General features: G+C 59.5%; 20 protein-coding genes. 6 read left to right on the forward strand and 14 right to left on the reverse strand.

From position 1 onward, the window contains the following. Positions 1 to 26 precede the first annotated feature (26 nt). The 4 genes from purH to htpX all read right to left on the reverse strand — a co-directional run bounded on the left by purH (position 27) and on the right by htpX (position 5,962). Positions 27 to 1,640, reverse strand: coding sequence for a bifunctional phosphoribosylaminoimidazolecarboxamide formyltransferase/IMP cyclohydrolase (gene purH, locus ASG03_RS01335; RefSeq protein ID WP_062691635.1), 1,614 nt, complete (start codon positions 1,638 to 1,640; stop codon positions 27 to 29). 168 nt (positions 1,641 to 1,808) lie between these two features. Continuing rightward, the gene (locus ASG03_RS01340) at positions 1,809 to 3,491 is read right to left on the reverse strand and encodes a heparinase II/III family protein (protein ID WP_062691637.1); all 1,683 of its coding nucleotides are present in this window, start codon (positions 3,489 to 3,491) and stop codon (positions 1,809 to 1,811) included. Positions 3,492 to 3,626: 135 nt separating this feature from the next. Continuing rightward, positions 3,627 to 5,003, reverse strand: coding sequence for an RsmB/NOP family class I SAM-dependent RNA methyltransferase (locus ASG03_RS01345; protein WP_062477411.1), 1,377 nt, complete (start codon positions 5,001 to 5,003; stop codon positions 3,627 to 3,629). Next, the gene (htpX, locus tag ASG03_RS01350; RefSeq protein ID WP_062477408.1) at positions 5,003 to 5,962 is read right to left on the reverse strand and encodes a zinc metalloprotease HtpX; all 960 of its coding nucleotides are present in this window, start codon (positions 5,960 to 5,962) and stop codon (positions 5,003 to 5,005) included. Before htpX ends, ASG03_RS01345 begins: the two co-directional genes overlap by 1 nt. 123 nt (positions 5,963 to 6,085) lie before the next feature. Between htpX and ASG03_RS01355 the strand changes: the two genes are divergently transcribed. Then, positions 6,086 to 6,286: a DUF1674 domain-containing protein gene (locus ASG03_RS01355; protein WP_062477405.1), complete on the forward strand. Its 201-nt coding sequence runs from the start codon at positions 6,086 to 6,088 to the stop codon at positions 6,284 to 6,286. A 154-nt stretch (positions 6,287 to 6,440) separates the two neighbouring features. Here the strand turns inward: ASG03_RS01355 and acs are convergent, their stop codons facing one another. Continuing rightward, on the reverse strand, positions 6,441 to 8,390 hold the full coding sequence (acs, locus tag ASG03_RS01360) for an acetate--CoA ligase (protein WP_062691639.1): 1,950 nt from the start codon (positions 8,388 to 8,390) through the stop codon (positions 6,441 to 6,443). A 216-nt stretch (positions 8,391 to 8,606) separates the two neighbouring features. Here acs and ASG03_RS01365 point away from each other — a divergent pair, with 216 nt between their 5' ends. Next, positions 8,607 to 9,305 carry a DUF1013 domain-containing protein gene (locus ASG03_RS01365; RefSeq protein WP_062477400.1) on the forward strand — a complete coding sequence of 233 codons (699 nt, stop codon included), beginning with the start codon at positions 8,607 to 8,609 and terminating at the stop codon, positions 9,303 to 9,305. Positions 9,306 to 9,383: 78 nt separating this feature from the next. Here the strand turns inward: ASG03_RS01365 and ASG03_RS01370 are convergent, their stop codons facing one another. Continuing rightward, on the reverse strand, positions 9,384 to 10,073 hold the full coding sequence (locus ASG03_RS01370) for a YggS family pyridoxal phosphate-dependent enzyme (RefSeq protein WP_062691641.1): 690 nt from the start codon (positions 10,071 to 10,073) through the stop codon (positions 9,384 to 9,386). Positions 10,074 to 10,288: 215 nt separating this feature from the next. On the opposite strand from ASG03_RS01370, the gene leuS reads away from it, so the two are divergent. The 3 genes from leuS to holA are packed head-to-tail and all read left to right on the forward strand — an operon-like array spanning position 10,289 to position 14,486. Next, on the forward strand, positions 10,289 to 12,916 hold the full coding sequence (gene leuS / locus ASG03_RS01375; protein ID WP_062691642.1) for a leucine--tRNA ligase: 2,628 nt from the start codon (positions 10,289 to 10,291) through the stop codon (positions 12,914 to 12,916). After that, positions 12,903 to 13,433: an LPS assembly lipoprotein LptE gene (gene lptE / locus ASG03_RS01380; protein ID WP_062477379.1), complete on the forward strand. Its 531-nt coding sequence runs from the start codon at positions 12,903 to 12,905 to the stop codon at positions 13,431 to 13,433. Before leuS ends, lptE begins: the two co-directional genes overlap by 14 nt. 12 nt (positions 13,434 to 13,445) lie before the next feature. Next, positions 13,446 to 14,486: a DNA polymerase III subunit delta gene (gene holA, locus ASG03_RS01385; RefSeq protein WP_062691643.1), complete on the forward strand. Its 1,041-nt coding sequence runs from the start codon at positions 13,446 to 13,448 to the stop codon at positions 14,484 to 14,486. A gap of 19 nt (positions 14,487 to 14,505) precedes the next feature. On the opposite strand, the gene ASG03_RS01390 is transcribed toward holA, so the two are convergent. From ASG03_RS01390 to hemE, 8 genes are all read right to left on the reverse strand, one after another. Beyond that, positions 14,506 to 15,393 (reverse strand): ParB/RepB/Spo0J family partition protein, encoded by an 888-nt coding sequence (locus ASG03_RS01390; RefSeq protein WP_062477374.1) that lies wholly within the window; start codon positions 15,391 to 15,393, stop codon positions 14,506 to 14,508. 33 nt (positions 15,394 to 15,426) lie between these two features. Then, a complete protein-coding gene (locus ASG03_RS01395; RefSeq protein ID WP_062691644.1) occupies positions 15,427 to 16,224 on the reverse strand; it encodes a ParA family protein in 798 nt (265 codons plus the stop codon). Next, positions 16,211 to 16,855 carry a 16S rRNA (guanine(527)-N(7))-methyltransferase RsmG gene (gene rsmG, locus ASG03_RS01400; protein ID WP_062691797.1) on the reverse strand — a complete coding sequence of 215 codons (645 nt, stop codon included), beginning with the start codon at positions 16,853 to 16,855 and terminating at the stop codon, positions 16,211 to 16,213. Before rsmG ends, ASG03_RS01395 begins: the two co-directional genes overlap by 14 nt. Before the next feature lie 14 nt (positions 16,856 to 16,869). Continuing rightward, a complete protein-coding gene (mnmG, locus tag ASG03_RS01405; RefSeq protein ID WP_062691645.1) occupies positions 16,870 to 18,747 on the reverse strand; it encodes a tRNA uridine-5-carboxymethylaminomethyl(34) synthesis enzyme MnmG in 1,878 nt (625 codons plus the stop codon). Positions 18,748 to 18,806: 59 nt separating this feature from the next. Then, the gene (gene mnmE, locus ASG03_RS01410) at positions 18,807 to 20,123 is read right to left on the reverse strand and encodes a tRNA uridine-5-carboxymethylaminomethyl(34) synthesis GTPase MnmE (RefSeq protein ID WP_062691646.1); all 1,317 of its coding nucleotides are present in this window, start codon (positions 20,121 to 20,123) and stop codon (positions 18,807 to 18,809) included. 135 nt (positions 20,124 to 20,258) lie between these two features. Continuing rightward, the gene (rho, locus tag ASG03_RS01415) at positions 20,259 to 21,524 is read right to left on the reverse strand and encodes a transcription termination factor Rho (protein ID WP_092990171.1); all 1,266 of its coding nucleotides are present in this window, start codon (positions 21,522 to 21,524) and stop codon (positions 20,259 to 20,261) included. Between the two features lie 182 nt (positions 21,525 to 21,706). Continuing rightward, a complete protein-coding gene (hemJ, locus tag ASG03_RS01420) occupies positions 21,707 to 22,270 on the reverse strand; it encodes a protoporphyrinogen oxidase HemJ (protein WP_062691648.1) in 564 nt (187 codons plus the stop codon). Beyond that, positions 22,267 to 23,298, reverse strand: a complete 1,032-nt coding sequence (hemE, locus tag ASG03_RS01425; RefSeq protein ID WP_062691650.1) for a uroporphyrinogen decarboxylase — start codon at positions 23,296 to 23,298, stop codon at positions 22,267 to 22,269. Before hemE ends, hemJ begins: the two co-directional genes overlap by 4 nt. Positions 23,299 to 23,704: 406 nt before the next feature. On the opposite strand from hemE, the gene ASG03_RS01430 reads away from it, so the two are divergent. Further along, a complete protein-coding gene (locus tag ASG03_RS01430) occupies positions 23,705 to 24,526 on the forward strand; it encodes a pyruvate, water dikinase regulatory protein (RefSeq protein ID WP_062477353.1) in 822 nt (273 codons plus the stop codon). Positions 24,527 to 24,532: the final 6 nt, after the last annotated feature.

Consider the following 24,532-nt stretch of genomic DNA (forward strand, 5'->3'; position numbering starts at 1 on the left):
CGGGCGGATCTTACCGCCCGATCCGCTCAGTGACGGAAATGACGCATCCCGGTGAAGACCATGGCGACACCGGCTTCATCGGCAGCGGCGATCACTTCGTCGTCGCGCATCGAGCCACCCGGCTGGATAACCGCCGTGGCCCCTGCGGCGACGGCAGAGAGAAGCCCGTCTGCAAACGGCAGGAAGGCTTCGGACGCAACGGCCGATCCGATCGTCAAGGGCTTTTCCAAGCCCAGCGCCCGTGCGGCCTCCTCGGCCTTGATCGCGGCGATCCGCACCGAGTCGACGCGGCTCATCTGACCGGCACCGATACCGACCGTCTGGCCGTCTTTCGCATAGACCACCGCGTTCGACTTGACGTGTTTCGCGACCTTGAACGCAAACTTCATGTCGATCAGTTCCTGCGCGGTCGGTGCGCGACGGGTGACGACCTTGAGCTCGAGATCCTCGACCATGCCGTTGTCGCGCGTCTGGACGAGAAGACCGCCGGCCACCGTCTTGGCAGACAGGCCGGGCAGGCGCGGATCGGGCAGGGTGCCGGTGACCAGAAGCCGCAGATTGGCCTTACGGGCAATGATCGCCTTCGCCTCATCACTCACCGCAGGCGCAATGATGACCTCGGTGAAGAGCTTGACGATCTCCTCCGCGGTCGCGCCATCCAGTTCCTGGTTCAGCGCGATAATGCCGCCGAAGGCGGATGTGCTGTCGCATGCAAGGGCGCGGCGGTAGGCATCCACCAGCGTTGTTGCCGTCGCCACGCCGCAGGGATTGGCATGCTTGATGATTGCGCAGGCTGGCGCTGCCTCAGGCGGGAATTCGGCCACGAGTTCAAAGGCGGCATCCGTGTCGTTGATATTGTTGTAGGAAAGCTGTTTGCCCTGAAGGAGCGTTGCGGTGGCGACGCCCGGACGGTTTTCTCCGGTCACGTAGAAGGCCGCCTTCTGGTGCGGATTTTCGCCGTAGCGCATCTCCTCCTTGAGCACGCCGCCGATCACGCGATGCCGCGGCATGGGGGTTTCCAGCACTTCGGCAAACCAGCTGGAAATCGCCGTATCGTAGGCGGCCGTCCGCGCATAGGCCTTGGCCGCCATCTCGCGCCGGAAGGCAAAGGTCGTGGTAGCCTCACCATCGAGCTGCGCGACCAACGTTTCATAGTCCGAAGGATCAGTGATGACGGTGACGTAGGCATGATTCTTCGCCGCCGCGCGGATCATGGCAGGCCCGCCGATATCGATATTCTCGACGGTCGTCGGATAGTCGCCGCCTTTGGCTCGCACATCCTCGAACGGATAAAGGTTGATGACGGCCAGATCAATCGCGGCGATCCCGTGAAGGTTCATGGCATCGACGTGCTCGGCATCGTCACGGATCGCGAGCAGACCGCCATGCACACCGGGATGCAGCGTCTTGACACGGCCATCCATCACTTCGGGAAAGCCCGTGAGTTCCGACACATCACGGACCGGCAGGCCGGCGTCCGACAGCGTCTTGTGCGTACCGCCTGTCGAGACAAGCGCCACGCCCTTTTCATGCAGTGCGCGGGCAAGCTCGACGATACCGCTCTTGTCGGACACAGAGAGGAGCGCGGTACGCAGGGCAACGCGGTCGGAGGCTGGGATGTTCTTGGAGGCAACGGCCATGGCAGGCTCCTGGCGGCGAGGGGCAGGGAAGCCGGAGGGCACGCGAAAGCCCGGCCGGCCGGATGCCGCTGGCGTTAGCACAGCTGGAGCCGCGAAGAAACCGCAGCTGATCAAAGCCAGCCGCCATTTCATCGGAATCCTAGTGCGTCCTTGCCGCGAGAAAGCGCCTCAGGTCCGTCGGGAGAGGATCCACTGAATTTCCGGCTGATGTCCGGCGGAAAAGCCAATCGTCAGCATCTGCGTCTTTCGCAAACCCGAAGGGTCGGCAAAGAAGATGTCTTCCTCCAGGGCAATGTCGCCGTCGCGGCATGTGAGCACCCAGCTGTCATTGTCCGGTGCAACCAGCCTGATCTCGTTTGCATCGACACGGCGGATGGTGATCGAAGGATGAATATGGAACCGTGCAACCGCGGTTGCCGTGTGCTGAGGATCGGGATCCGCGCCCTCTGGGGTTATCATCCGATCCCGCCCGCGCAAGGTCGTACCCGTGGCGTTGAGGCTCAGATCCCGCTCGTGGATCAATCCGAAGGGGCCAACATAGCCGTTATGGCGGGCAACGACGGTGTCGCCGCCGTCGCCGGCCGACCGGTTTACCACGACTTCGCTCACCCCGCCGGTGACGATGGGCCCCAGAAAACCGGATGTCGAGAGCCGGGCCGACGATCGATCCTCGACGGTCACGGTGGAATGCGCCGCTGTCAAACGCGCCATCTGCCGATAGCGCTCGCCCGCAAAGCGCGGCGCGCCGGAATTGATGATGAAGCGATGACGCCCGGAAGACAGCTCGAACGAGAGGCAGCCGGCATGTGCGTTGCGCGAAAGGGCCGCCGAGATCGGACGGCCCGTATCCATCACCACGACGACATCCTTTGCCGCGAGCCGCTCGTACTGGCTGTCCGGCAGGCCCTTGAACGGCTGGCCGGCCGTCTCGTCATAGCGCAAGACCGACATGAGCTCGTTCGCCTGCGCAGACGTTGCACCGTTGAACAGCGCGAGTTCGCCGCCTTGATGACGGAAGAAGCGCAGAGCGGGGAACATCCGGTCGATGGAAGGGATCAGCCGAACAGGCACGTCGTGGCCGAGATTGACATAGGTCTGGCGGAGCGGCAGCAAGTCCAGAAGAAGATCGAGAGCAATCCGCGGGTTGCGCGAGACGTGCCCGCCGTCGGGCAGGATCTGACGATCCAGCTCTAGGTCGAGGTGACGCGCAGCCCGCCGGATCGCTGACCCGGAAGCCGGCATGGCAACACTCGCAAAGGCAATGGCCACCCGCACGCGCAGCCGCCCCTCGCCGTCCGGCACCGCATCGGCCACGTGCCGAAGATAACGTACATGGACGGCCAGGCTTTTGAGGAAACGCCGATAAAAGACATGATCAGCCTGCTTCAGGATGACAGGTGAATGCGAAAGCCATGCGATCAGCCGCTGAGCCGCGACGTCTGGCTCCCAGGCGATGCCTTTCATGAGGCGCCCGTGCGTGGCCATCCAACGGCTGACAAGCTGGCGGGACCGGGCAAGATCGTCTTCCGCTGACAGGGCCCTGATATGCCGGGCCCAGCTGAACGTATGCAGGCGGACAGCAAACTCCCGGGAGGGGAGGTCCACTTCAAACGGCGACTCGCCATCCGTTTCCAGAATACGCCCGGCAAGCGGGAAACGCCCGGCAACGATTTCACTGGCAACATGAGGATCGATCACCCTCAGATCCGTGGGGGCAACGATCAATCGATCCGGGGTTTTACCGGAGAAGCGCAGGAACGACACCCGCCCAAGAACAAGGCGGCGCGACACGCGCCACCAAGCTTCCCTGGCGTAGAGATAGATCAGCCATCGATTGTCCGACATTCGCATGAATGAATTGCAGCCCTGCCCCGTTGCGACGACCCTGAGGGCCGTTCACGATTGGGACACAGTGCCGTGTTTCCGCGGACTGCGCCAGTGGATGACGTAGCCAACGCTTACATTGAAGACGCAGAAAGCGTGTCCTTACAACGATCTACGCAGGACTGTGGCATAAAAGCCGTCCAGCCCCCCGGCAACGCCATCGCGAGCAGGAAGCATCGCCGGTGTGGTGCGCAGCTCCCCAAGAGCCGTCACGGCATCTTCGAGACCCGGGAATGCTCCAGGCTTGATCGGCACACGCTCGCAGCCGCCGTTTTCAACAACACGGGCAACCATAGCTTCGCCCTCGGCAGGGTCGAGCGAGCAGTTTGAAAAGACCACGATCCCACCCTGTTTTACCACGGTCAGCGCATGCCGCAGCAACCGCTCCTGCAGGCCTGCAAGCTTGGTGATATCTTCAGGACTCTTGGTATAAGGCACGTCTGGATGACGACGGATGGTGCCGGTGGAGGAACAGGGCGCATCGAGCAGGGCTGCGTCGAACAATGTTTCCGGACGAAAATCCGCCATGTTGCATTCGAGCGTCTCGGCTGAGAGACCCAGCCTTTCAAGATTCCCGTTCAACCTTTTCAGCCGTGTCGCGGATTGATCGAGCGCTGTTACCTTTGCTCCCGCACCGATCAGCTGCGCCGTCTTGCCGCCAGGGGCAGCACAGAGGTCAACGACACGCTGGCCAGAGATGTCGCCGAAGAGTTTCGCCGGCAGAGACGCGGCCGCGTCCTGAACCCACCATTCGCCATCTTCAAATCCGTCAAGGTCAGAGACGGTCCCCTGAAACGCTGCGAGACGCACACTGCCGGTGGGCAGGACGATTCCACCGAGACGCTTCGCCCATCCTTCCGCGTCGGATTTGACTGTGATGTCGATCGCTGCTGGTTCCAGAAGGGCGTCAGCAATGTGCTGAGCCTGGTGCTCGCCGTAGGCTGCCGTAAGTCGCTTCATGTACCAGTCAGGAAGAGACGGTGTCGTTTCGGCTGCGATTCGAAGAAGCTCAGCCTTTTCACGCGAAAGACGTCTGAGAACCGCGTTTGTGAGACTGGCAAACCGGCGATTTCTGGGATCGGCATTGGCCTGTTCCACCGCAAGGTCGACGGCTGAATGATCGGGAATGTCGAGATAAGCAATTTGGGTCGCAGCAACGACAAGCTGATGATGCAAAGCCCGTGCCCCCTCGGGCAGAGGGGTCTTCAGGAGCTGGTCAAGCATAAACTCGATCCGCGGCAGGTGTCGTAGAGCCGTGTGAAGAATGGCTTTGACGAGCGTGCGGTCAATATCGGAAAGCTGTCGATAAGCAGGATTGCCTCCGACAGGATCCAACATTCCATCGAGCGAGATCTTTTTCTCGATAACGGCGCCAAGCAACTTGGCGGCTGCCTGTCGGGCCAAAAGGCCTGGTTTCTGCGGGCCCGGCGCGGATCTAACTGATCGTTGCGTTGCCGAATCGGTGTTCTTCTTTGTCATCAAGACCACGGGCCCTTTGAAGGATCGGAGCGGCCTCGTCCCCATCCTGTGCTGGGAACCGACCGCGCTTTTCGCGTCGCCGTAGCAGGCATCGCGCTGCGCGTCGAGAGATCAGGAACATGCGACGCCATATCTTCAAGCGCGGCAATCCGGTTTTCTGTTGCCGGATGCGTCGAGAACAGATTGTCCATCCGCTCGCCCGATAGAGGATTGATGATGAACATGTGTGCCGTTGCCGGATTTCGCTCGGCGGCAGCATTCGGAACATGGGACGCCGCACCTGCGATCTTTCGGAGGGCCGAGGCAAGCGCTAGGGGTTGTCCGCAGATTTCGGCCCCGCGCCGGTCCGCGGCATATTCACGTGTCCGGCTGATCGCCATTTGCACCATCATGGCGGCGAAGGGCGCGATGATCATCGCCGCAAGCGTACCGATGAAACCGAGCGGATTGTTGTTGTCGCGGTTGCCACCAAAGAAAAAGGCAAAGTTGCCCAGCATGGAGATTGCACCTGCCAAGGTGGCGGTCAGTGTCATGGTCAAGGTGTCACGGTTCTGCACATGTGCAAGCTCGTGCGCCATGACCCCCGCGACCTCGTCATAGGTCAGTGCCTGCAGAAGTCCCGTCGATGCGGCCACCGCCGCATTCTGAGGGTTTCGTCCCGTTGCAAAAGCATTCGGCTGAGGATTGTTGATCACATAGACACGCGGCATGGGCAGCCCCGCCCTGCCGGCAAGGTCGCGCACGATATCATAATATTCTGGAGCACTTTGTTCGTCGACCTCCTGGGCGTCGTACATCCGCAAGACCAGTCGATCCGAATTCCAGTAGGAAAAGACATTCATGCCAATCGCGATCAGCAACGCGATCATCATGCCGCCACGACCACCGATCAAGAGACCGATCCCCATGAACAGTGCGGTCATGAATGCCAAAAGCATGGCCGTACGAATGAGGTTCATGCATATCTCCCAAGACAAGGTCCTATTGGCGGCGTTTCACGTGAATCGTCGCAGTTTGGCACCGATTGCCCTATATGATGGGGCGCAGAGGTTACACATTCAACGGCGTAGTGAGGTCACACAATGCTGAACGACAATGATAACAAGCAGGATATGCCGGGCAAGGTTTTGTCACCTGCAGCGCGTCGCGCCCTCGAGGAAGCAGCTGCCCGGCGTGCGACGGAGGAAGCCTTGACATTGCCCACCGAGATTGGCGGGCGCGGCGGTGCCGAGCCGGTGCGTTTCGGAGATTGGGAAATCAACGGGCGTGCCATCGACTTCTAATGCATGTCGCCCAAAAGAGTGCAGCGGTTTCGGGAAACAACATGCATCAAGACAAGACCTCAAAGCCGTTGCGTGAATCCTTTTTCATGCAATTCGCTTTAGGTCGAGAAGCCAGAACGGAACCGACGGACAGTCATGCCCGCCGGCCCTGCCATTATTTCTTGTTCTGGCGATTTTGAATGAGATCCTCCACCACGCCCGGATCGGCCAGCGTCGAGATGTCTCCGAGCGCTCCGAAATCGTCTTCGGCGATCTTGCGAAGAATGCGGCGCATGATCTTTCCAGAACGGGTTTTCGGAAGGCCAGGGGCAAACTGGATCTTATCCGGTGAGGCAATGGGCCCGATTTCCTGACGGACATGCGCGACCAACGCCTTGCGCAGATCATCCGAACCGTCGCGTCCTGCCATCAACGTGACATAGCAATAGATGCCCTGTCCCTTGATATCGTGCGGATAACCAACGACTGCAGCCTCGGACACGGCATCATGACTGACGAGTGCGGACTCCACCTCCGCCGTGCCCATCCGATGCCCGGAAACGTTGAGCACATCATCGACACGGCCTGTGATCCAGTAGTAGCCGTCGGCATCGCGCTTGCATCCGTCACCCGTAAAATATTTTCCCTTGTAGGTTGAGAAATACGTCTGGATGAAGCGCTCGTGATCACCATATACAGTGCGCATCTGGCCCGGCCAGCTATCCGCGATGCAGAGATTGCCGTCCGCCGCGCCTTCCAGGACGTTGCCGTCGTTGTCCACGAGTTCCGGTCTTATGCCGAAGAACGGCAGCGTGGCCGAACCCGGCTTCAGCGGGGTCGCGCCGGGTAGCGGTGTAATCATGTGACCGCCGGTTTCCGTCTGCCACCAGGTGTCGACCACGGGGCAGCGACCATCGCCGACGACATCGTGATACCACTGCCAGGCTTCCGGATTGATAGGCTCCCCTACCGTGCCAAGAATACGCAGACTTGCGCGCGAAGACCGCTTTACGAAGGCATCACCGGCACCCATCAGCGATCGGATCGCGGTTGGGGCCGTGTAGAAAATGTTGACCTGATGCTTGTCGATGACCTCCCAGAAGCGGCCTTGGTCGGGGTGGTTCGGCACCCCCTCGAACATCAGGGTCGTCGCGCCGTTCGCGAGCGGTCCGTAGACGATATAGGAATGGCCCGTGACCCAGCCGACATCCGCTGTGCACCAGTAGATATCGCCTGGATGATAGTCGAATACATATTCGTGGCTCATGGCGACATAGACCAGATAGCCGCCCGTCGTGTGAAGCACGCCCTTCGGCTTGCCGGTGGAACCCGAGGTATAGAGAATGAACAGGGGGTCTTCTGCCTGCATCGGCGCAGGCTCGCAGGCCGTGTCGGCAGCCTGTGTGGCCGTATGGTACCAAAGATCGCGGCCGTCGGCCCAAGTGATCTTTCCCCCCGTGCGGCGCACGACGAGCACCGTTTTCACATCGACGCCATTCTTTGCCGCGATTTCGACCGCCTTGTCCGTGTTGTCCTTCAGGGGGATCGGCTTTCCGCCCCGCATGCCCTCGTCGCAGGTCACGATGAACGTGGATGCACAGTCGACCAATCGCCCGGCAAGAGCATCCGGTGAAAAGCCGCCAAACACCACGGAGTGAACCGCGCCGATGCGTGCGCAAGCCAGCATCGCATAGGCGGCCTCGGGGATCATCGGCATGTAGATCGTTACGCGATCTCCCTTGGTAACGCCCTGGGCCTTCATCACGTTCGCCAGCCGACAGACATGCTGGTGCAGTTCGCGATAGGTGATCTTCTTGTCGATGTAGGGGTTATCTCCTTCGAAGATGATGGCGACCTGATCGCCACGGGCCTCAAGGTGCCGATCGATACAATTGTAGGACGCGTTGGTCTGCCCGTCCTCGAACCACTTGATCGAGACGTCACCTGTAAAAGAGGTGTTTTTAACCTTCGTATAGGGCTTCGACCAGTCGATCCGCTTGCCATGCCTGCCCCAGAAAGCATCGGGGTCTTCGACGCTTTCCCGATACCACGCATCGTAGGTCGCCTCGTTGACAAGGGCGTGGGCTTGGGTTTCCTTCGAGACGGGGTAGGTCCTGTCAGACATGATGTTCTCTCTCCCTGATGTCGTGCTCGCGCATCCTCATAGCGCTTTTCAGGCGATACATATCAGGTGCGCTGCAGGCGGCAATGAGACGAAAGTCAGGACGTCGAGAAGAATTGCAATTCTGCGACAAGACGGGTATAGAAGCGCCCTATTCCCGGAAATCAGTGGTATTCCACGGCCCGCGACACCGGCGCGGCGGACAGAAGGACTATATCCATGGCGCAACAATTGCTGATGCCGAAGGCCACGGCGGTCTGGCTTGTCGATAATACCGCCTTGTCGTTCGAGCAGATCGCAACCTTCTGCAAACTGCATCCGCTGGAAGTGAAGGCTATCGCCGACGGCGAATCGGCCCAAGGCATCAAGGGCCTCGATCCGATTGCGACCGGACAGCTGTCGCGCGATGAGATCGTCCGCGCCGAGGGCAATCCGAACCATAAGCTGAAGATTTCCGACCCGAAGGTTCGCGTTCCCGAGTCCAAACGCAAGGGCCCGCGCTACACGCCGGTGTCCAAGCGCCAGGATCGGCCCAATGCGATCCTCTGGCTTGTTCGCAATCATCCCGAACTCAAGGATGCCCAGATTTCGCGTCTCGTCGGCACCACCAAGTCGACGATCGAGCAAATCCGTGAGCGGACGCACTGGAATTCGGCCAACCTGACGGCGAGCGATCCGGTCACGTTGGGTCTCTGCAGCCAGATCGATCTCGACCTAGAGGTCGAACGCGCCTCCAAGGGCCGTCCGCTTCCGACAGCGGCCGATCTCGGCGCAACGCTGGAGCCGGCGCAGGAAACCGAGCGCTACAGCTATGGCTACGAGCGTGAGGAAGAAAAGGAAATGGATGCGGACGCTGTCTTCGCAAAGCTGAAGTCGCTGAAGTCGTCGACGCCGAACGAGGAAGAAGAAAACTTCTGATCGACCTTCGGATCGATGCCATACAAGAACCCGGCCGTGTGCCGGGTTTTTTATTGGCGTCATCTGGGCGCCGGCAGCCTACGCCGCGGAGACGGTCGTTTCCGGACGGTCGCGCAAGCCGAAGATCGCCGAGCCGACGCGAACGCTGGTCGCGCCGAAGGCGATGGCGACATCGAAATCTCCCGACATGCCCATGGACAGCTTCCCGACGTTGTTTTCCGCTGCAAGCTTTGCCAGCAGAGCGAAATGCGGCCCCGGGTTTTCATCTGCAGGCGGAATGCACATCAGCCCTTCAACGGGCAAGCTGAGCACATCACGGCACATCGCCACGAAGGCGGTCGTCTCGTCGGGAGAGATACCTGCCTTTTGCGGTTCAAGACCGGTGTTGACCTGGACATAGACGCGTACGGGTTTTCCCTGGCGCGCGATTTCCGCAGCGACGGCGCGCGCAATCTTCTCGCGATCAATCGTTTCGATGACATCGAACAGTGCAACGGCATCGGCTGCCTTGTTGGACTGCAGCGGACCGATCAGATGCAGCTCGATGCCTGGCGTCTCTTCCTTCAGACCCGGCCACTTCTGTTGGGATTCCTGCACCCGGTTTTCTCCGAAGACGCGTTGTCCTGCGGCGATGACGGGGCGAATTGCCTCGGCATCGAACGTTTTCGACACGGCCACCAGCGAAACGGATCCACGAGAGCGCCGTGCTCCATCCTCCGCTGCATGGATACGCGACATCACGTCGTTCCACTGGTCCACACGGCTCATCGGATATCTCCTGGCAAATGTGTGGCTTGGAAAACGCCACGGGGCTGCTCGGGATATAGACAATCTGCTGCAGCCCGCCAAGCAGAGTTCAGAGTGGGTCGCCGACCGCGACAAAGGCCTGCAAAACTTGACGCTACCTTTGTTTCATGATGAAGGTCACGCCACGCAAGACCAAGCGGCAGCGCCCCGCTACAATTTCCGGAATGACTGAAGACATGGCCACAGAACGCTATAATCCACGCGATGCGGAACCTCGCTGGCAGCGCGAATGGGAGGAGAAGTCCGTCTACCAGACGGACAATGCCGACGCCCGGGAAAAATACTACGTTCTCGAGATGTTTCCGTATCCCTCCGGGCGAATCCATATGGGTCATGTCCGCAATTACGCGATGGGTGACGTTGTTGCCCGCTTCAAGCGCGCCCGCGGCTACAATGTGCTTCATCCCATGGGTTGGGACGCCTTCGGCATGCCGGCTGAGAATGCCGCTATGGAGCGCGGCGTTCATCCTGCCGCGTGGACGTACCAGAATATCGCTTCCATGCGGGCGCAGCTCAAGGTCATGGGCCTTTCGCTCGACTGGAGCCGCGAGTTCGCAACCTGCGACGTCGCCTACTACCAGCAGCAGCAGCACCTTTTCCTGGATTTCATGGAAAAGGGCCTTGTCTACCGCAAGCAATCGAAGGTCAACTGGGATCCGGTCGATCACACGGTGCTCGCCAACGAGCAGGTGATAGACGGACGTGGCTGGCGGTCAAACGCGCTCGTGGAACAGCGAGAACTGACACAGTGGTTCTTCCGCATAACGGACTTCAGTCAGGACCTGCTGGACTCGCTCGACACGCTGGAGCATTGGCCGGAGAAGGTACGGCTCATGCAGAAGAACTGGATCGGCCGCTCTGAAGGCCTTTCCATTCGCTGGGAGCTGGTCCCCAACGAGCACGTGCCGGGAGAGACCGAAATCGACGTCTACACAACACGTGCAGACACCCTGTTTGGCGCGTCCTTCCTCGCCATTGCCGCCGATCATCCGCTCGCCCGAAAGATGGCGGCGGGGAACGCCGAGCTTGAAGCATTCTGCGAGGAATGCCGCCGCGCCGGCACGTCGCTTGCGGCGTTGGAAACCGCCGAGAAACGCGGCGTCGACACGGGTCTGCGGGTGCGGCATCCGCTCGACCCCTCGTGGGAGTTGCCGGTCTATGTCGCCAACTTCGTTCTGATGGATTACGGCACAGGTGCCATTTTCGGCTGCCCGTCGGGAGACCAGCGTGACCTTGATTTCGCGCGGCGGTACGGTCTGCCCGTGACGCCGGTCGTCATGCCGGCCGATGGCGATGCAGCAACGTTCTGCATCGGGTCGGAAGCCTATACGGGCGATGGCGTCATGATCCATTCCCGTTTTCTTGACGGGATGACGCCCCAGGCGGCCTTCGCGCGTGTGGCGGCTCTGTTGGAAGAGCAGACTCTCAACGGTCGCCCGCAGGCGGAACGCAAAGTCAACTTCAGATTGCGTGACTGGGGGATCTCTCGTCAACGTTATTGGGGGTGCCCGATCCCGGTCATTCACTGCGAAGTCTGTGGCATTGTCCCTGTCCCGAAAAAAGACCTGCCGGTGCGTCTTCCGGATGACGTGACCTTCGATAAACCGGGCAACCCCCTCGACCGGCATCCGACGTGGCGCCATGTCGGCTGCCCGCAGTGCGGCGCTGCGGCGCGGCGCGAAACCGACACGATGGACACGTTCGTCGACTCCTCGTGGTACTTCATGCGCTTTACCGCTCCGTGGGCGGAGCAGCCGACAAACCGTGGCGTTGTCGATCGCTGGTTGCCGGTCGATCAATATATCGGAGGCATCGAACACGCGATCCTGCATCTTCTGTATTCGCGCTTCTTCACGCGGGCCATGAAGGCGGCCGGTCATGCAGGTCTGTCGGAACCGTTCAAGGGCCTCTTTACCCAAGGCATGGTGGTGCATGAAACCTACAGCCGTGGCGACGGCGCGCAGCGGGAATGGATCAACCCGTCTGCCGTCACGATCGAGGATCTCGGCAACGGCCGCAAAGCGACGTTGACAGCCACCGGAGAAGAGGTGGCTATCGGCTCCATCGAGAAAATGTCGAAGTCCAAAAAGAATGTGGTCGATCCCGACGACATCATCGCATCCTATGGTGCGGATACGGCGCGTTTCTTCGTGCTGTCGGATTCACCACCGGACCGCGACGTGATCTGGTCGGAGGCTGGCGTCGAGGGCGCGCACCGTTTCGTTCAGCGCGTCTGGCGCCTGATCTCGGAAGCCGCACCGGCTCTGTCCAGCGCGCAAGCGGTCCCGGCAAGCCAGGGGGCGGCTCTGATCGTCTCCCAGACCGCGCACAGAACCCTGAAAGCCGTCGAGGCCGACTACGAGAAGCTCGCCTTCAACAAAGCCGTGGCGCGCCTCTACGAGATGGTCAATGCCTTGGCGGCTCCGCTGTCGGACGTCGCCACCGGTGCGGATGCAGCGATGACGAATGCGATGCGCGACGCCGTCGAGATCCTGATCCACCTGATGGCACCGATCACGCCGCATCTGGCGGAGCAGTGCTGGGATGCGATCGGTGGAAAGGGCCTCGTGGCGCAGGCTGACTGGCCGCGGTTCGACGAGAGCCTGGTTACCGTGTCCGAAATCGTTCTTCCCGTTCAAATCAATGGCAAGAAGCGGGCGGATTTGACAATCGCACGGGATGCGGATCAGACTGCCGTTGAGACCGCTGTCCTCGGTCTGGAGGCCGTCCAGACCGCCCTCGAGGGCCGTACTCCGAAGAAAATCATCGTCGTGCCGCAGAGGATCGTCAATGTCGTCGTCTAAGTTCGATCCTCGCCGTCGTCTTGCTCTCGGGCTGGTTGGCGTTTCCCTGTTGCTTGCGGCTGGCTGTCAGGTCCGTCCGCTCTATTCCGACGGACCACAGGGCGCGCCTGCGACAGCGCTGGCATCGATCGGGATCTCCGAGGCGCGGGATCGCGTCGAGCAACGCGTCCGCAATGCGCTGATCTTTCTGACCTCTGGCGGCAAGGGAGAACCGGTCGCACCGCAATACCAGCTGGCGCTCAGCGTCAGCCACAATGCGACCGGCGTTCTCTACAACGAGCGGAACGACAACGACACGGCCTCGGCCGGACGGCTTACGGTCGAAGCCGATTATAACCTGACGCGCGTCGACACAGGCAAAACCGTAAAATCCGGCCATCGTAAAGCCGTATCCCTTGTCGATTTCCCGGTCCAGGAGTTCGCCAAGCTTCGCGCGATCCGCGATGCGGAGAACCGGGCAGCTAAAGAACTCGCCGAGATCATCCGGGCAGATCTTGCTGCAGCACTTGCCAACTGATCCGGCCTTGGCATGAGCGAAATCAAGTCCCACGAGTTCGATAACTTCGTGGAAAGGCCGCTGCCCAGCCAGCGGCTTTACCTTTTCTACGGGCCCGATCGCGGCCTCGTTGCCGAACGCGCCGCAGCCGTCGCCGGCAAAACCGGCGTCGCGCTGGACGATCCTTTTTCCCTCATCAGGCTCGATGGCAGCGACCTTTCTCCGGGGAGATTGGCCGACGAAGCGAACGCCATCGGCTTGTTTGGCGGAAGCAAGCTTGTCTGGGTGAGGGCGTCCGGGACGGAGAAGTCGCTGAGTGAAGGTCTTGGCTACCTCGCGGAAGAGCCTCCACGCGATGCCTTCGTGATCGTGGAAGCAGGCGATCTCAAAAAGGGGTCGGCCCTACGCAAGATCGGGGAAACAGCGCGGAGCGTCATTGCCGTTGCCTGCTACGCAGATGACGTCAAGGCGATCAACGGCCTCATTGACAAGGAACTCGGCGCTGCAGGCCTCCGGATCACGCCTGCCGCGCGTGAAGCTCTCCGCGATCTTCTGGGGGCCGACCGCTTGGCATCGCGCAACGAGATCTTGAAGCTTGCGCTCTACTGTCGTGACGAGCCGGTGATCGAGGAGCACCACGTGCTCGATATCATTGGCGACGCGAGCTCCACGTCCGTCGATGACGCTGTGGATGCAGTTCTTCTCGGCGATATGGATCGCCTTATGCAGTCTCTCCGCAAGGTCGAGGCGTCAAAGACCTCGATGTTTCTCGTGTTGCAAAGCTGCCTTCGCCAGTTTCAGCAGCTCGATGTTCTTCGCGCGGAGATGGATGCAAAGCGGCTTGGGCCGTCACAGGTCACAGTGTCTCTGGGTCGCGGCATTCACTTTCGCCGCAAGCCCCTGATTGAAGCTGCCCTGAAACACTGGGCCCTCCCGGTCATCCGACGTGACCTCCAAAGGCTTCAGAACGCCATATTCCAGAGCCGCGTGCGCCAGGCACTGGAAGCGGATATTGCCAGCCAGGCACTGATCGCGATTGCTTTACAGGCGGCACGACAGCGCGCATCGGGCTAGTGCAGGGGGACGTTGAGCCCTATCGGCGTTCCAGCAACCGGCAGATATCCTCAAGCTGCTCTAGGGTCTTGTAGCTGATCTTCAGATGGCCGCCGGTCGCGCGGTGATTCACCGAAACGTCGAGACCAAGCCTGTCGGTCAAAGATCTCTCGAGCGCGACCGTATCGGCATCCTTCTCCGGCCGTGGTTTGGCACCGAAACTCGGGTCATTCTGTGCACGAATATCGTTCTGCGCCAACTTTTCCGTATCGCGAACCGACAGGCCCTTGGCGATGATCGCGCGAGCGAGCGTGGTCGGGTCAGACGTTGGAATAAGGGCACGCGCATGGCCCGCCGACAGTGTTCCCGATGACAACATATCCCGGACTGGCTCTGGAAGCTTAAGCAGCCGCAGACTGTTGGCAACGTGACTGCGACTTTTGCCGATGATTTCGCCAAGATCGTTCTGGGTGTAGCCATGATCGGCAATCAGCAGCTCGTAGCCCATCGCCTCTTCCAGCGGATTGAGATCCGAGCGCTGGACGTTTTCGACGATCGCGATTTCGAGAGCGGTGCGGTCATCCACGTCTCGGACAATCACGGGGATATCCGAAAAACCCGCAAGCTGTGCCGCGCGCCAACGGCGCTCGCCGGCAATAATCTCGAAACGATCGCCATCCATAGTTCGGACAACCACAGGCTGAACAATCCCGTGCTGTCGAACAGAGTTCGCCAGATCCTGCAACTCCGCTTCGTTAAACGTTCGGCGAGGGTTGCGTGGGTTGCGTGTGACGTGCTCGATCGGGACACGCCGATCAGCCGCAACCGTTGCAACCGGCGCCGCCTCGGCGGCGACGGGCTGATCCATCTCGCCGATCAAGGCTGCCAGTCCACGTCCGAGACGGCGCCGTGCAGGATCTTCATTCATGCCGTTCTCCTCACCATTCTGGATCCGAATCGATCAGGCTGCCGCTTTGCGTTGCCGCTCGCGCTGGATGACCTCGGATGCAAGCTGCAGATACGCCTGACTGCCTGCGCATTTCAAATCGTAAAGGATTGCAGGCTTGCCATAGGATGGAGCCTCCGAAACCCGGACGTTCCGGGGAATAAGTGTATGGTAGACCTTCTCCCCGAGATGGGTCCGCACATCGGACACGACCTGCTGTGCAAGATTGTTGCGCGAGTCGAACATCGTCAAAACGATACCCTGGATATCCAGCAGAGGATTGACGCTCCTTCGGATTTGATCAACTGTCTCAAGCAATTGACTGAGGCCCTCCAGCGCAAAGAATTCGCACTGAAGAGGAACAAGAACCGAATGCGCTGCCGCCATGGCGTTCATCGTCAGGAGATTGAACGACGGCGGGCAGTCGACCAGAATATAGGAATAGGCGAGTGCTTCCGGCGCGGAAAGCGCCTTCCGGAGACGAAAGACGCGATCGCTCTGGCCTGAAATTTCCATCTCCAGTCCCAGGAGATCCATGGTCGAGGGAATGATGGAGAGATTGGGAACGACCGTCTGGTGAACGATGGTGTCGATCGAATGCGTGCCCATCATCAGGTCGTAGGACGAGAAACGTCTGTCGCGTCGTTGGATGCCCAAGCCCGTACTGGCGTTCCCTTGCGGATCAAGATCGATGATCAGGACGGCCTCACCGATCGCGGCCAAGGCCGTCGCAAGATTGATCGCTGTCGTCGTCTTCCCGACGCCACCTTTTTGGTTGGCAATCGTGATAATCCGATTTTTATCGCGCGACATTGATCGCTCCCGCACCTTGGCTAAGCTGCTGCATCCGCGTGATCTCAAGGATGACGGAGTCAGCCTCGACAATGCTTTGGTGTTTTACCAGATCGAAATCATACCGGCCACGCGCTTTTGTGATCTCGGTCTGATAATCCCGCCCTTTGTGAAAGAAAGCACGGGTTGCTCCTGCTTCCATCCAAGGGGCAGCAAATTGAAGCAGCAAAGTGAGATCAGCAACCGCACGTGCTGAGATCGCGTCGCACGATGGAATTTGCCTGGGCGCATCTTCGATCCTGAGAACATGAACCGAGCCCCGTGCGCCTGTTTCCTGCAAGGCGACGCGCAGAAACGCCACCTTTTTTTGATTGCTTTCGACGAGATGCACCCATCCATCGCCCAGTTCCGCCATAAGGATAGCGGTGATGATGCCCGGGAAGCCACCACCACTCCCCAGATCGATCCATGTCTTCGCGCCGGGGGCAAGCTGATAGATCTGAGCGCTGTCCTGGATATGGCGGCGTTGGATATCCCCGATCGTGGATGGTGCAACGAGGTTGATCGTGCGCGCCCATCTCAGGAACAACTGGGTGAAGTGGTCGAGGCGGTCTTCAGTTTCACGTGAAACACGCAGACCGTTTATTTCGATGGGCTGACTCGTCATCAGTGTACACCTCGCGCTGCGCTTACACTCGCGTGTCGCTGCAAATGCGTGAGTATCAATGTTGCCGCCGACGGTGTCATTCCATCAATGACCTGGAGCTGCGCATAATTTCTCGGACGCAGACGTGTGAGTTTCTGCTTGAGCTCGTTAGAGAGACCGGTCAGGTCATGATACGAGAAATCAGACGGTATGCTGCGTTCCTCTTCCTTGCGGGTTCGCACGATGTCCGCGGTCTGGCGATCCATATAGACAGCATAGTGCGCATCGATTTCGATGGCCTCCGCTAAGCGATCTGGCACACCACTAAGATCCGGCCAGATCTTTGACAGAGAGGCGAAGGTGATCCCGGCATGGGATAGAAGATCGAAGGCCGAGCGCCGCTTCCCGTCCTTGTTGAGAGCCAGTCCATGCGCAGCAGCTTCCGTTGGGGTGAGGGACATGCCCCCGAGCGATGTCTTAACGTTCGCGAAATCGGACTGCCAGCGCTGGAAGCGCTCTTTCCGTTCCCGGCCCACACATCCCAACGCAATGGCCGCAGGCGTTAAACGCAAGTCAGCATTGTCCGCTCGAAGCGACAGCCGATACTCAGCACGGGAGGTGAACATGCGATAGGGCTCGGCAACGCCGCGTGTAATCAAGTCATCGATCATAACGCCAATATAGGAGTCGGTTCGTGAAAAGATGTGCTCGCTCTGTCCGGCCACTTTTCGTGCCGCGTTGAGTCCGGCCACCAGCCCTTGCGCACCGGCTTCCTCATAGCCAGTGGTTCCATTGATTTGTCCCGCGAGGAACAGTCCTGGTATCTTTTTGACCTCCAAGGCGTCCGAAAGTTCGCGGGGATCGACATGGTCATATTCAATGGCATAGCCTGCTTGAAGAATTTGGACGTCTTCAAGACCGGGAATGGTGCGAATAAACGCCGCTTGGACATCCTCGGGAAGGGACGTCGAGATCCCGTTGGGGTACACGGTGTGATCATCCAGCCCTTCAGGCTCCAGGAAGATCTGATGCCCGTCTCGTTCCCCAAACTTGACGATTTTGTCCTCGATCGACGGACAGTACCGGGGACCAATGCCGGCGATCTGGCCAGAATACATCGCTGACCGCTGCAAATTTTCCTCGATGATCCGATGCGTTGCATCTGTCGTTCGAGTCACGCCACACGCAATCTGTCGGGTGGTGATCTGATCGGTCATGAAAGAGAAGGGAACCGGGACCTCGTCCGCTGCCTGGCTTCCGATCCTGTTCCAGCCAATTGTCCGCCCATCGAGCCGCGCTGGTGTTCCCGTTTTCAAGCGCCCTAGCGCAATCCCGTGATTCTCCAGCACCTTTGACAATCCCACCGATGGCGCCTCGCCGACACGGCCGGCCGGAATTTTCCTGTCACCAATGTGGATCAAGCCTCGGAGAAAGGTCCCGGTGGTCAAGACGACGGCGCCGCAGGACAGTGTCTCGCCATTACCGAGAACAACCCCGGCAACACAGCCGTTAGCCATGATGAGGTCGACGACATCGCCCTCCACGATCGTCAATCCCTCCAACCCTTCCAGTTCGGCCTGCATGGCCTCCTTGTACAAGCGGCGATCTGCTTGAGTGCGCGGACCACGAACTGCGGGTCCTTTCTTACGATTCAAAAGCCGAAACTGGATACCGGCTCGGTCTGCAACACGACCCATCAACCCATCAAAAGCGTCGATCTCGCGTACAAGGTGTCCTTTCCCCAGACCGCCAATAGCGGGGTTGCAGGACATCACGCCGATCGTGTCGCGCTTATGCGTGACGAGTGCAACATTGGCTCCGAGACGGGCAGCGACAGCAGCGGCTTCACAACCAGCATGTCCGCCACCGACGACAATGAGATCAAAGTTTCCGGTCATTTCGAATCCGATTCATTGTTTCACGTGAAACGTGCGGGATGACTCGTATATCGTGTAAGTTACTTCCCGATACAGAATTCTGAGAAGATCACATCCAACAGGTTCTCGACATCCACGCGGCCCGTAATGCGTCCCAATGCGTCTCCCGCCGTCCGAAGCCATTCAGACTGCAGATCCAGCTCGGTACAGGCAATCGCTTCGTCCAGTGCGACCAGGCATTGCTTGAGTTGGTCAGCGTGTCGTTTCCGAGACGGCAACGATAGCATATGAGCAGACGTGTTTACCGGAAGACGCTGGACGATCAGATCTAAAAGAGGGGCTAGCCCCTTTTCATCCTTCATGGATATAAAGACATCTGCGTCGGCTCTATCCCATAAACCAGCGGAAACATCAATCTTGGTCGCGACCTTGAGGTAGTCCTTCTCCGTATCATCCGGAAGACGGAATCCATCAGGCCTATCTGAGAGGCAGAGAATGAGGTCCGCCTCGGCTTGGATGTTCAGGGCGCGTCGAATTCCTTCTCGCTCAACAGCATCCTGCGTTTCCCGAAGTCCCGCCGTATCGTAGAGTTTGACGACGAATCCGGCTAATAAAATATCGACGCTAAGGATATCGCGCGTTGTCCCCGCAATGTCGGTGACAATTGCGACGTCCTGGTTCGCTAGCGCATTCAGCAGGCTCGACTTTCCGGTATTCGGCGACCCGGAAATGACCACCCGATAACCGTCACGAATGATGGCTCCCGTCTTTGCACTGGCAAGATGGTCCGCAATCTGTGTCCGCAACAGGGTCATGTCTTCCCAGATAGACGCGCTTACAGATCCGGGAACGTCGTCCTCATCGGCGAAGTCCAGCTCCGCCTCAATCATCGCTCGGGCATGCGTCAGGCGCTTTGCCCATCCTTGATACAGCTGCGAGACACCGCCGCGGGCATGCTCGCTGGCGAGGCGGCGCTGCATCTCCGTCTCGGCGGAGAGGAGGTCCGCAAGACCTTCGACTTCGACAAGGTCGAGCTTGCCGTTCAGAAAGGCGCGTCGGGAAAACTCGCCGGCCTCCGCGTGACGGAAGAGCGGCATTGCGCCGAGTTCGTCCAGCACTCGGCTAACGACGGCTTTTCCGCCGTGAATTTGCAGTTCTACACAGTCTTCACCGGTGAAAGAACCGGGGCCGGGAAACGTCAGGACCAAGCCTTGGTCGAGCACTTCTCCGTTACGGGACCGAATCATCTTGAGATGCGCGCGCCTGTGCGCCCGGATGGGACCACAGAGCGTTTCACAGACACCGAAGGCCTGGGGTCCACTGATCCGAATGACGGCGACCCCGGATGGCACCCCGCCTGACGAGAGGGAATAGATCGTGTCGCTTACAGCTACCATTGCATTGCCTTTGAGACCTGTGTTCCGATCAACAAAAAAGTCCCCGGACGATGCCAGGGACTTTCAGATCGTCAGGATATCGGAGACGTCAATATCCGATGGTCACCCGTTATGGATGCTTACTGAGCATGCGCATCAGGTGTTCATGGAATCGAAGAAATCGCCGTTGGTCTTCGTCTGCTTCAGCTTATCGATCAGGAACTCGATCGCATCCGTTGTTCCCATGGGTGCAAGGATGCGGCGCAGTACGAAGATCTTCTGCAGATCCTGACGCGGAACGAGAAGGTCTTCCTTGCGGGTGCCGGATTTGAGAATGTCCATCGCCGGGAAGATACGCTTGTCGGCGACCTTCCGGTCGAGCACGATTTCGGAGTTGCCGGTGCCCTTGAACTCTTCGAAGATCACTTCGTCCATGCGGCTGCCCGTGTCGATCAGCGCCGTAGCAACGATCGTCAGCGATCCACCTTCTTCGATGTTACGGGCAGCACCGAAGAAGCGCTTCGGGCGTTGCAACGCGTTCGCGTCAACACCACCGGTCAGAACCTTGCCGGAAGACGGCACGACAGTGTTGTAGGCGCGGCCGAGGCGCGTAATCGAATCGAGGAGGATCACCACGTCGCGACCATGTTCGACAAGGCGCTTTGCTTTCTCGATGACCATCTCGGCCACCTGGACATGCCGGGTTGCCGGCTCGTCGAACGTCGAGGACACGACCTCACCCTTGACCGAGCGCTGCATGTCCGTCACCTCTTCCGGCCGTTCGTCGATCAGAAGAACAATCAGATAGCATTCCGGATGGTTGGCCGTGATGGAGTGCGCGATGTTCTGCAGCAGCACCGTTTTGCCTGTCCGCGGAGGGGCAACGATCAGACCGCGCTGTCCCTTGCCGAGCGGCGCTACGAGATCCATGACACGCGGCGACAGGTCCTTGGAGGTCGGAACCTCGAGCTCCATCTTGAAGCGCTCGTTCGGATAAAGCGGCGTCAGGTTGTCGAAATGGACCTTGTGCCGGATTTTCTCAGGATCCTCGAAATTGATCGTGTTGACCTTGAGAAGGGCGAAATAGCGCTCGCCTTCTTTGGGTCCCCGGATGGGGCCCTCGACCGTGTCACCTGTCTTCAGCGAGAACCGCCGGATCTGGGAGGGCGAAATGTAGATGTCGTCGGGGCCGGGCAGATAGTTGGCATTCGCCGAGCGCAGGAAGCCGAAGCCGTCCTGGAGAAGCTCGACGACGCCTTCGCCGATGATCTCGACATCTTGGGCAGCAAGCATCTTCAGGATGGCGAACATCAGCTCCTGCTTGCGCATGACGCTGGCGTTTTCGACCTCCACGGACTCTGCAAATGCCAGAAGGTCGGTTGCAGATTTGTTCTTGAGGTCTTGGAGCTTCATTTCAGCCATGAAGGAAAATCACACTTGCAGAGAGAATGGAAGGGCTGGCGCTATGTGGGCCAAGGGAGCGGCAGGGGGTAGCCACTCGAACTCGAACGCGCGCCAGAAAGATGGGATAACGCACGCTAGCGACTTCCGGCCCGTCCCGCAAGGGGGCGTAGGATATCGGAGGCTAAAATGTCCGTGATGGATTAAAATGGCTTCACGACGACCAGGATGACGATAACGATCATGAGGACGGTCGGCACCTCGTTCATCAGCCGCCAATAGCGCGCTGTCCTTCGTGTACCGTCCTGCGAAAACCGCCGGACGGCATCGGCATAGTGCAGGTGCACGCCGGTCAAAAGGATAACCGCAAGAATCTTCGTGTGGAGCCAGCCGCCCTGGAAACCATAGACGCTCCAGGCGAGATAGAGGCCGAGAGCCCAGGTGATCATCATCGCCGGGCGCATGATCACGGTGAGAAGCCGCTGTTCCATCACCTTGAACGTTTCGGATGTCGGAGATCCCGGCTCTGCATCCGTATGATAGATGAAGAGCCGTGGCATGTAGAGAAGTCCTGCCATCCACGAGATGACGGCCACGATATGCAGGGCCTTGATCCAAAGAGCGAGGTCCTCCGGCTGCCAGACGATCAACCCGCCGACGATCGCGATCAGGACGCAAAGCGCCATAAAGGCTCGTACACGCGATTTCCGCCCTGCCGGGGCATCCGTCTGGCGGGATCCACCTTCATCGCTCTGTGAGATCCTCATATGCGGCTCCTGACACGTCTCACGAGATCGGAGACATGGGCAGGATCAGCCTGCGGCGTGATCCCGTGGCCGAGATTGAAGATCAGCGGTCCCATGCCGAGACGATCGAGGATCTGATCTATGCCCTCTTCGAGCGCTTTTCCCCCGGCGACGACCCGCATCGGATCGAGATTGCCCTGCACGGGGCCTTCCTTCTGCAGGTCAGCCGCAAACGAGAGGGGAACCGACCAGTCGAGACCGATTGCATCGGCCGTTGTCTTCTGTCGATAATCTTTCAGCAGAAGACCCGCGCCCTTTGCGAACGCAATGATCTTTGCATCCGGCCGCCGGGCCCGGACGCTGTCGATGATGCGGCGGACCGGACCGACTGCAAACCGCTCGAACGTGTCTTCACCGAGCACGCCTGCCCAAGAATCGAAGATCTGCACCGCGTCTGCGCCAGCATCGAGCTGTGCAACCAGATAATCGGCGGACAGCTCGGCAAGCGTGGCAAGGAGTGCGTCGAAGGCATCCGGATGGCGATAGGCAAAAAGTCTCGCCGGCGCCTGGTCGGGGGTTCCATGCCCGGCAATCATATAGGTCGCAACTGTCCAAGGCGCGCCGCAGAAGCCGAGCAATGTGGTTTCGTTCGGGAGCTCCCGACGCAGCCGGGCAACAGTCTCGATCACAGGCCGCAGGTGATCAGCCACAGGGCGGCCATCGAGTGCCCGGATCCCGTCCACGTCGATCGGGTCGAGCTTCGGTCCGCTTCCCTCCTCGAACCGGACATTCCGCTTCAGGGCATCGGGAATGACAAGGATATCGGAAAAGAGAATGGCAGCGTCGAACGCATAGCGCCGGATCGGCTGCAGCGTGACTTCCGTCGCAAAGTCGGGGGAGTAACAGAGGTCGAGGAAACTGCCGGCTCGGGCACGAACCTCACGATATTCCGGCAGATATCTGCCGGCCTGCCGCATAAGCCAGATAGGAGGAGGGGTCAGCGTCTCGCCGTTCAGAACGCGAACGAGTTTGCGGTTTTCAGGCGTCACACACAGCTTCCCTCTTAAAATAGAATCTTGAATCTAAGAGTTTCTATTTCTTAGAGTCGGTGACTATCAAGGATTAAAGGTTGTCAGCCTTTTGTCCCCACCTGGCCCTGTCGCCGCGGTGTGCGTCATGCCAGAATGACGGTTCTTGGGGAACATAGGGTACAGCGCGGGATTTTCCTGTTTTTTGAAGGGTTTGGAAATACATCTTTCCTGGACCGGCCTGTGGACGACCTGTTGATGGTCGGCGGCGATCGGTCGCATCGCGAGTCTTTTTCACAAGCGCCCCGGTAAGGACACCGCCGCGGGCCTCTTTGTGAATAAGTCGGCGGTTTTCCCCTTGCCTGCCAGGCCAGCTCGCTCCTAGGCTCTGGTCATCCACCATCATCAACAGGCGGCCGAGAATAGCGTGGACAATCAGAAAAACTATTTCCACCTGCACCTGATCTCCGACTCGACAGGGGAAACGCTGATCGCAGCGGGTAGGGCGGCTGCGGCCCAGTTTCAGACCTATCACGCACTGGAGCATGTCTATCCGCTGATCCGAAATCGCAAGCAGCTGATGCAGGTGCTGGAGTCGATCGACAAGGCACCGGGCATCGTCCTTTACACGATCGTGGATCGCGAACTCTCCGATATCATCAACGCTCAGTGCCAGCAGATCGGTGTTCCCTGTGTCTCGGTCCTTGAACCGATCATCGATCTTTTCCAAGCCTATCTTGGCACGTCGTCTCGCCGGCGCTCCGGCGCACAGCATGTGATGGATGCCGACTATTTCGCGCGGATCGACGCGCTGAATTTCACGATGGACCACGATGACGGACAGCTTCCGGCCGATTTCAACGATGCTGATGTTGTCCTGATCGGGATCAGCCGGACATCGAAAACGCCGACCAGCATCTATCTGGCCAATCGCGGGATCCGCACGGCCAATATTCCGATTGTTCCGGGAGTTCCCCTGCCGGACCGGCTGATCGAAGCGACCAAGCCCTTGGTTGTCTGCCTCATCGCTACGGCGGATCGCGTGTCACAGGTGCGCGAACACCGTGTGCTTGGAACCACGCATGGTTTTCATGGACAGGAATACACGGATCGTGCTGCCATTGCCGAAGAACTGAAATATGCCCGGGCCCTCTGCGCGCGCAACAACTGGCCGATCATCGATGTCACCCGGCGCTCGATCGAGGAAACGGCAGCCGCCATTGTTGCCCTCAGGCCGCGCCTGCGCTAGTGCGCA

Origin of the sequence: Rhizobium sp. Leaf341 (assembly GCF_001424325.1) — a bacterium.
In the GTDB taxonomy this organism is placed as follows: Bacteria; Pseudomonadota; Alphaproteobacteria; order Rhizobiales; family Rhizobiaceae; genus Ferranicluibacter.

Bases quoted from the DNA above. Each gene is read 5' to 3' on its own strand.
- purH (WP_062691635.1), bottom strand. From the start codon at position 1,640: ATGGCCGTTGCCTCCAAGAACATCCCAGCCTCCGACCGCGTTGCCCTG.
- ASG03_RS01340 (WP_062691637.1), bottom strand. From the start codon at position 3,491: ATGCGAATGTCGGACAATCGATGGCTGATCTATCTCTACGCCAGGGAA.
- ASG03_RS01345 (WP_062477411.1), bottom strand. From the start codon at position 5,003: ATGACAAAGAAGAACACCGATTCGGCAACGCAACGATCAGTTAGATCC.
- htpX (WP_062477408.1), bottom strand. From the start codon at position 5,962: ATGAACCTCATTCGTACGGCCATGCTTTTGGCATTCATGACCGCACTG.
- ASG03_RS01355 (WP_062477405.1), top strand. From the start codon at position 6,086: ATGCTGAACGACAATGATAACAAGCAGGATATGCCGGGCAAGGTTTTG.
- acs (WP_062691639.1), bottom strand. From the start codon at position 8,390: ATGTCTGACAGGACCTACCCCGTCTCGAAGGAAACCCAAGCCCACGCC.
- ASG03_RS01365 (WP_062477400.1), top strand. From the start codon at position 8,607: ATGGCGCAACAATTGCTGATGCCGAAGGCCACGGCGGTCTGGCTTGTC.
- ASG03_RS01370 (WP_062691641.1), bottom strand. From the start codon at position 10,073: ATGAGCCGTGTGGACCAGTGGAACGACGTGATGTCGCGTATCCATGCA.
- leuS (WP_062691642.1), top strand. From the start codon at position 10,289: ATGGCCACAGAACGCTATAATCCACGCGATGCGGAACCTCGCTGGCAG.
- lptE (WP_062477379.1), top strand. From the start codon at position 12,903: ATGTCGTCGTCTAAGTTCGATCCTCGCCGTCGTCTTGCTCTCGGGCTG.
- holA (WP_062691643.1), top strand. From the start codon at position 13,446: ATGAGCGAAATCAAGTCCCACGAGTTCGATAACTTCGTGGAAAGGCCG.
- ASG03_RS01390 (WP_062477374.1), bottom strand. From the start codon at position 15,393: ATGAATGAAGATCCTGCACGGCGCCGTCTCGGACGTGGACTGGCAGCC.
- ASG03_RS01395 (WP_062691644.1), bottom strand. From the start codon at position 16,224: ATGTCGCGCGATAAAAATCGGATTATCACGATTGCCAACCAAAAAGGT.
- mnmG (WP_062691645.1), bottom strand. From the start codon at position 18,747: ATGACCGGAAACTTTGATCTCATTGTCGTCGGTGGCGGACATGCTGGT.
- mnmE (WP_062691646.1), bottom strand. From the start codon at position 20,123: ATGGTAGCTGTAAGCGACACGATCTATTCCCTCTCGTCAGGCGGGGTG.
- rho (WP_092990171.1), bottom strand. From the start codon at position 21,524: ATGGCTGAAATGAAGCTCCAAGACCTCAAGAACAAATCTGCAACCGAC.
- hemJ (WP_062691648.1), bottom strand. From the start codon at position 22,270: ATGAGGATCTCACAGAGCGATGAAGGTGGATCCCGCCAGACGGATGCC.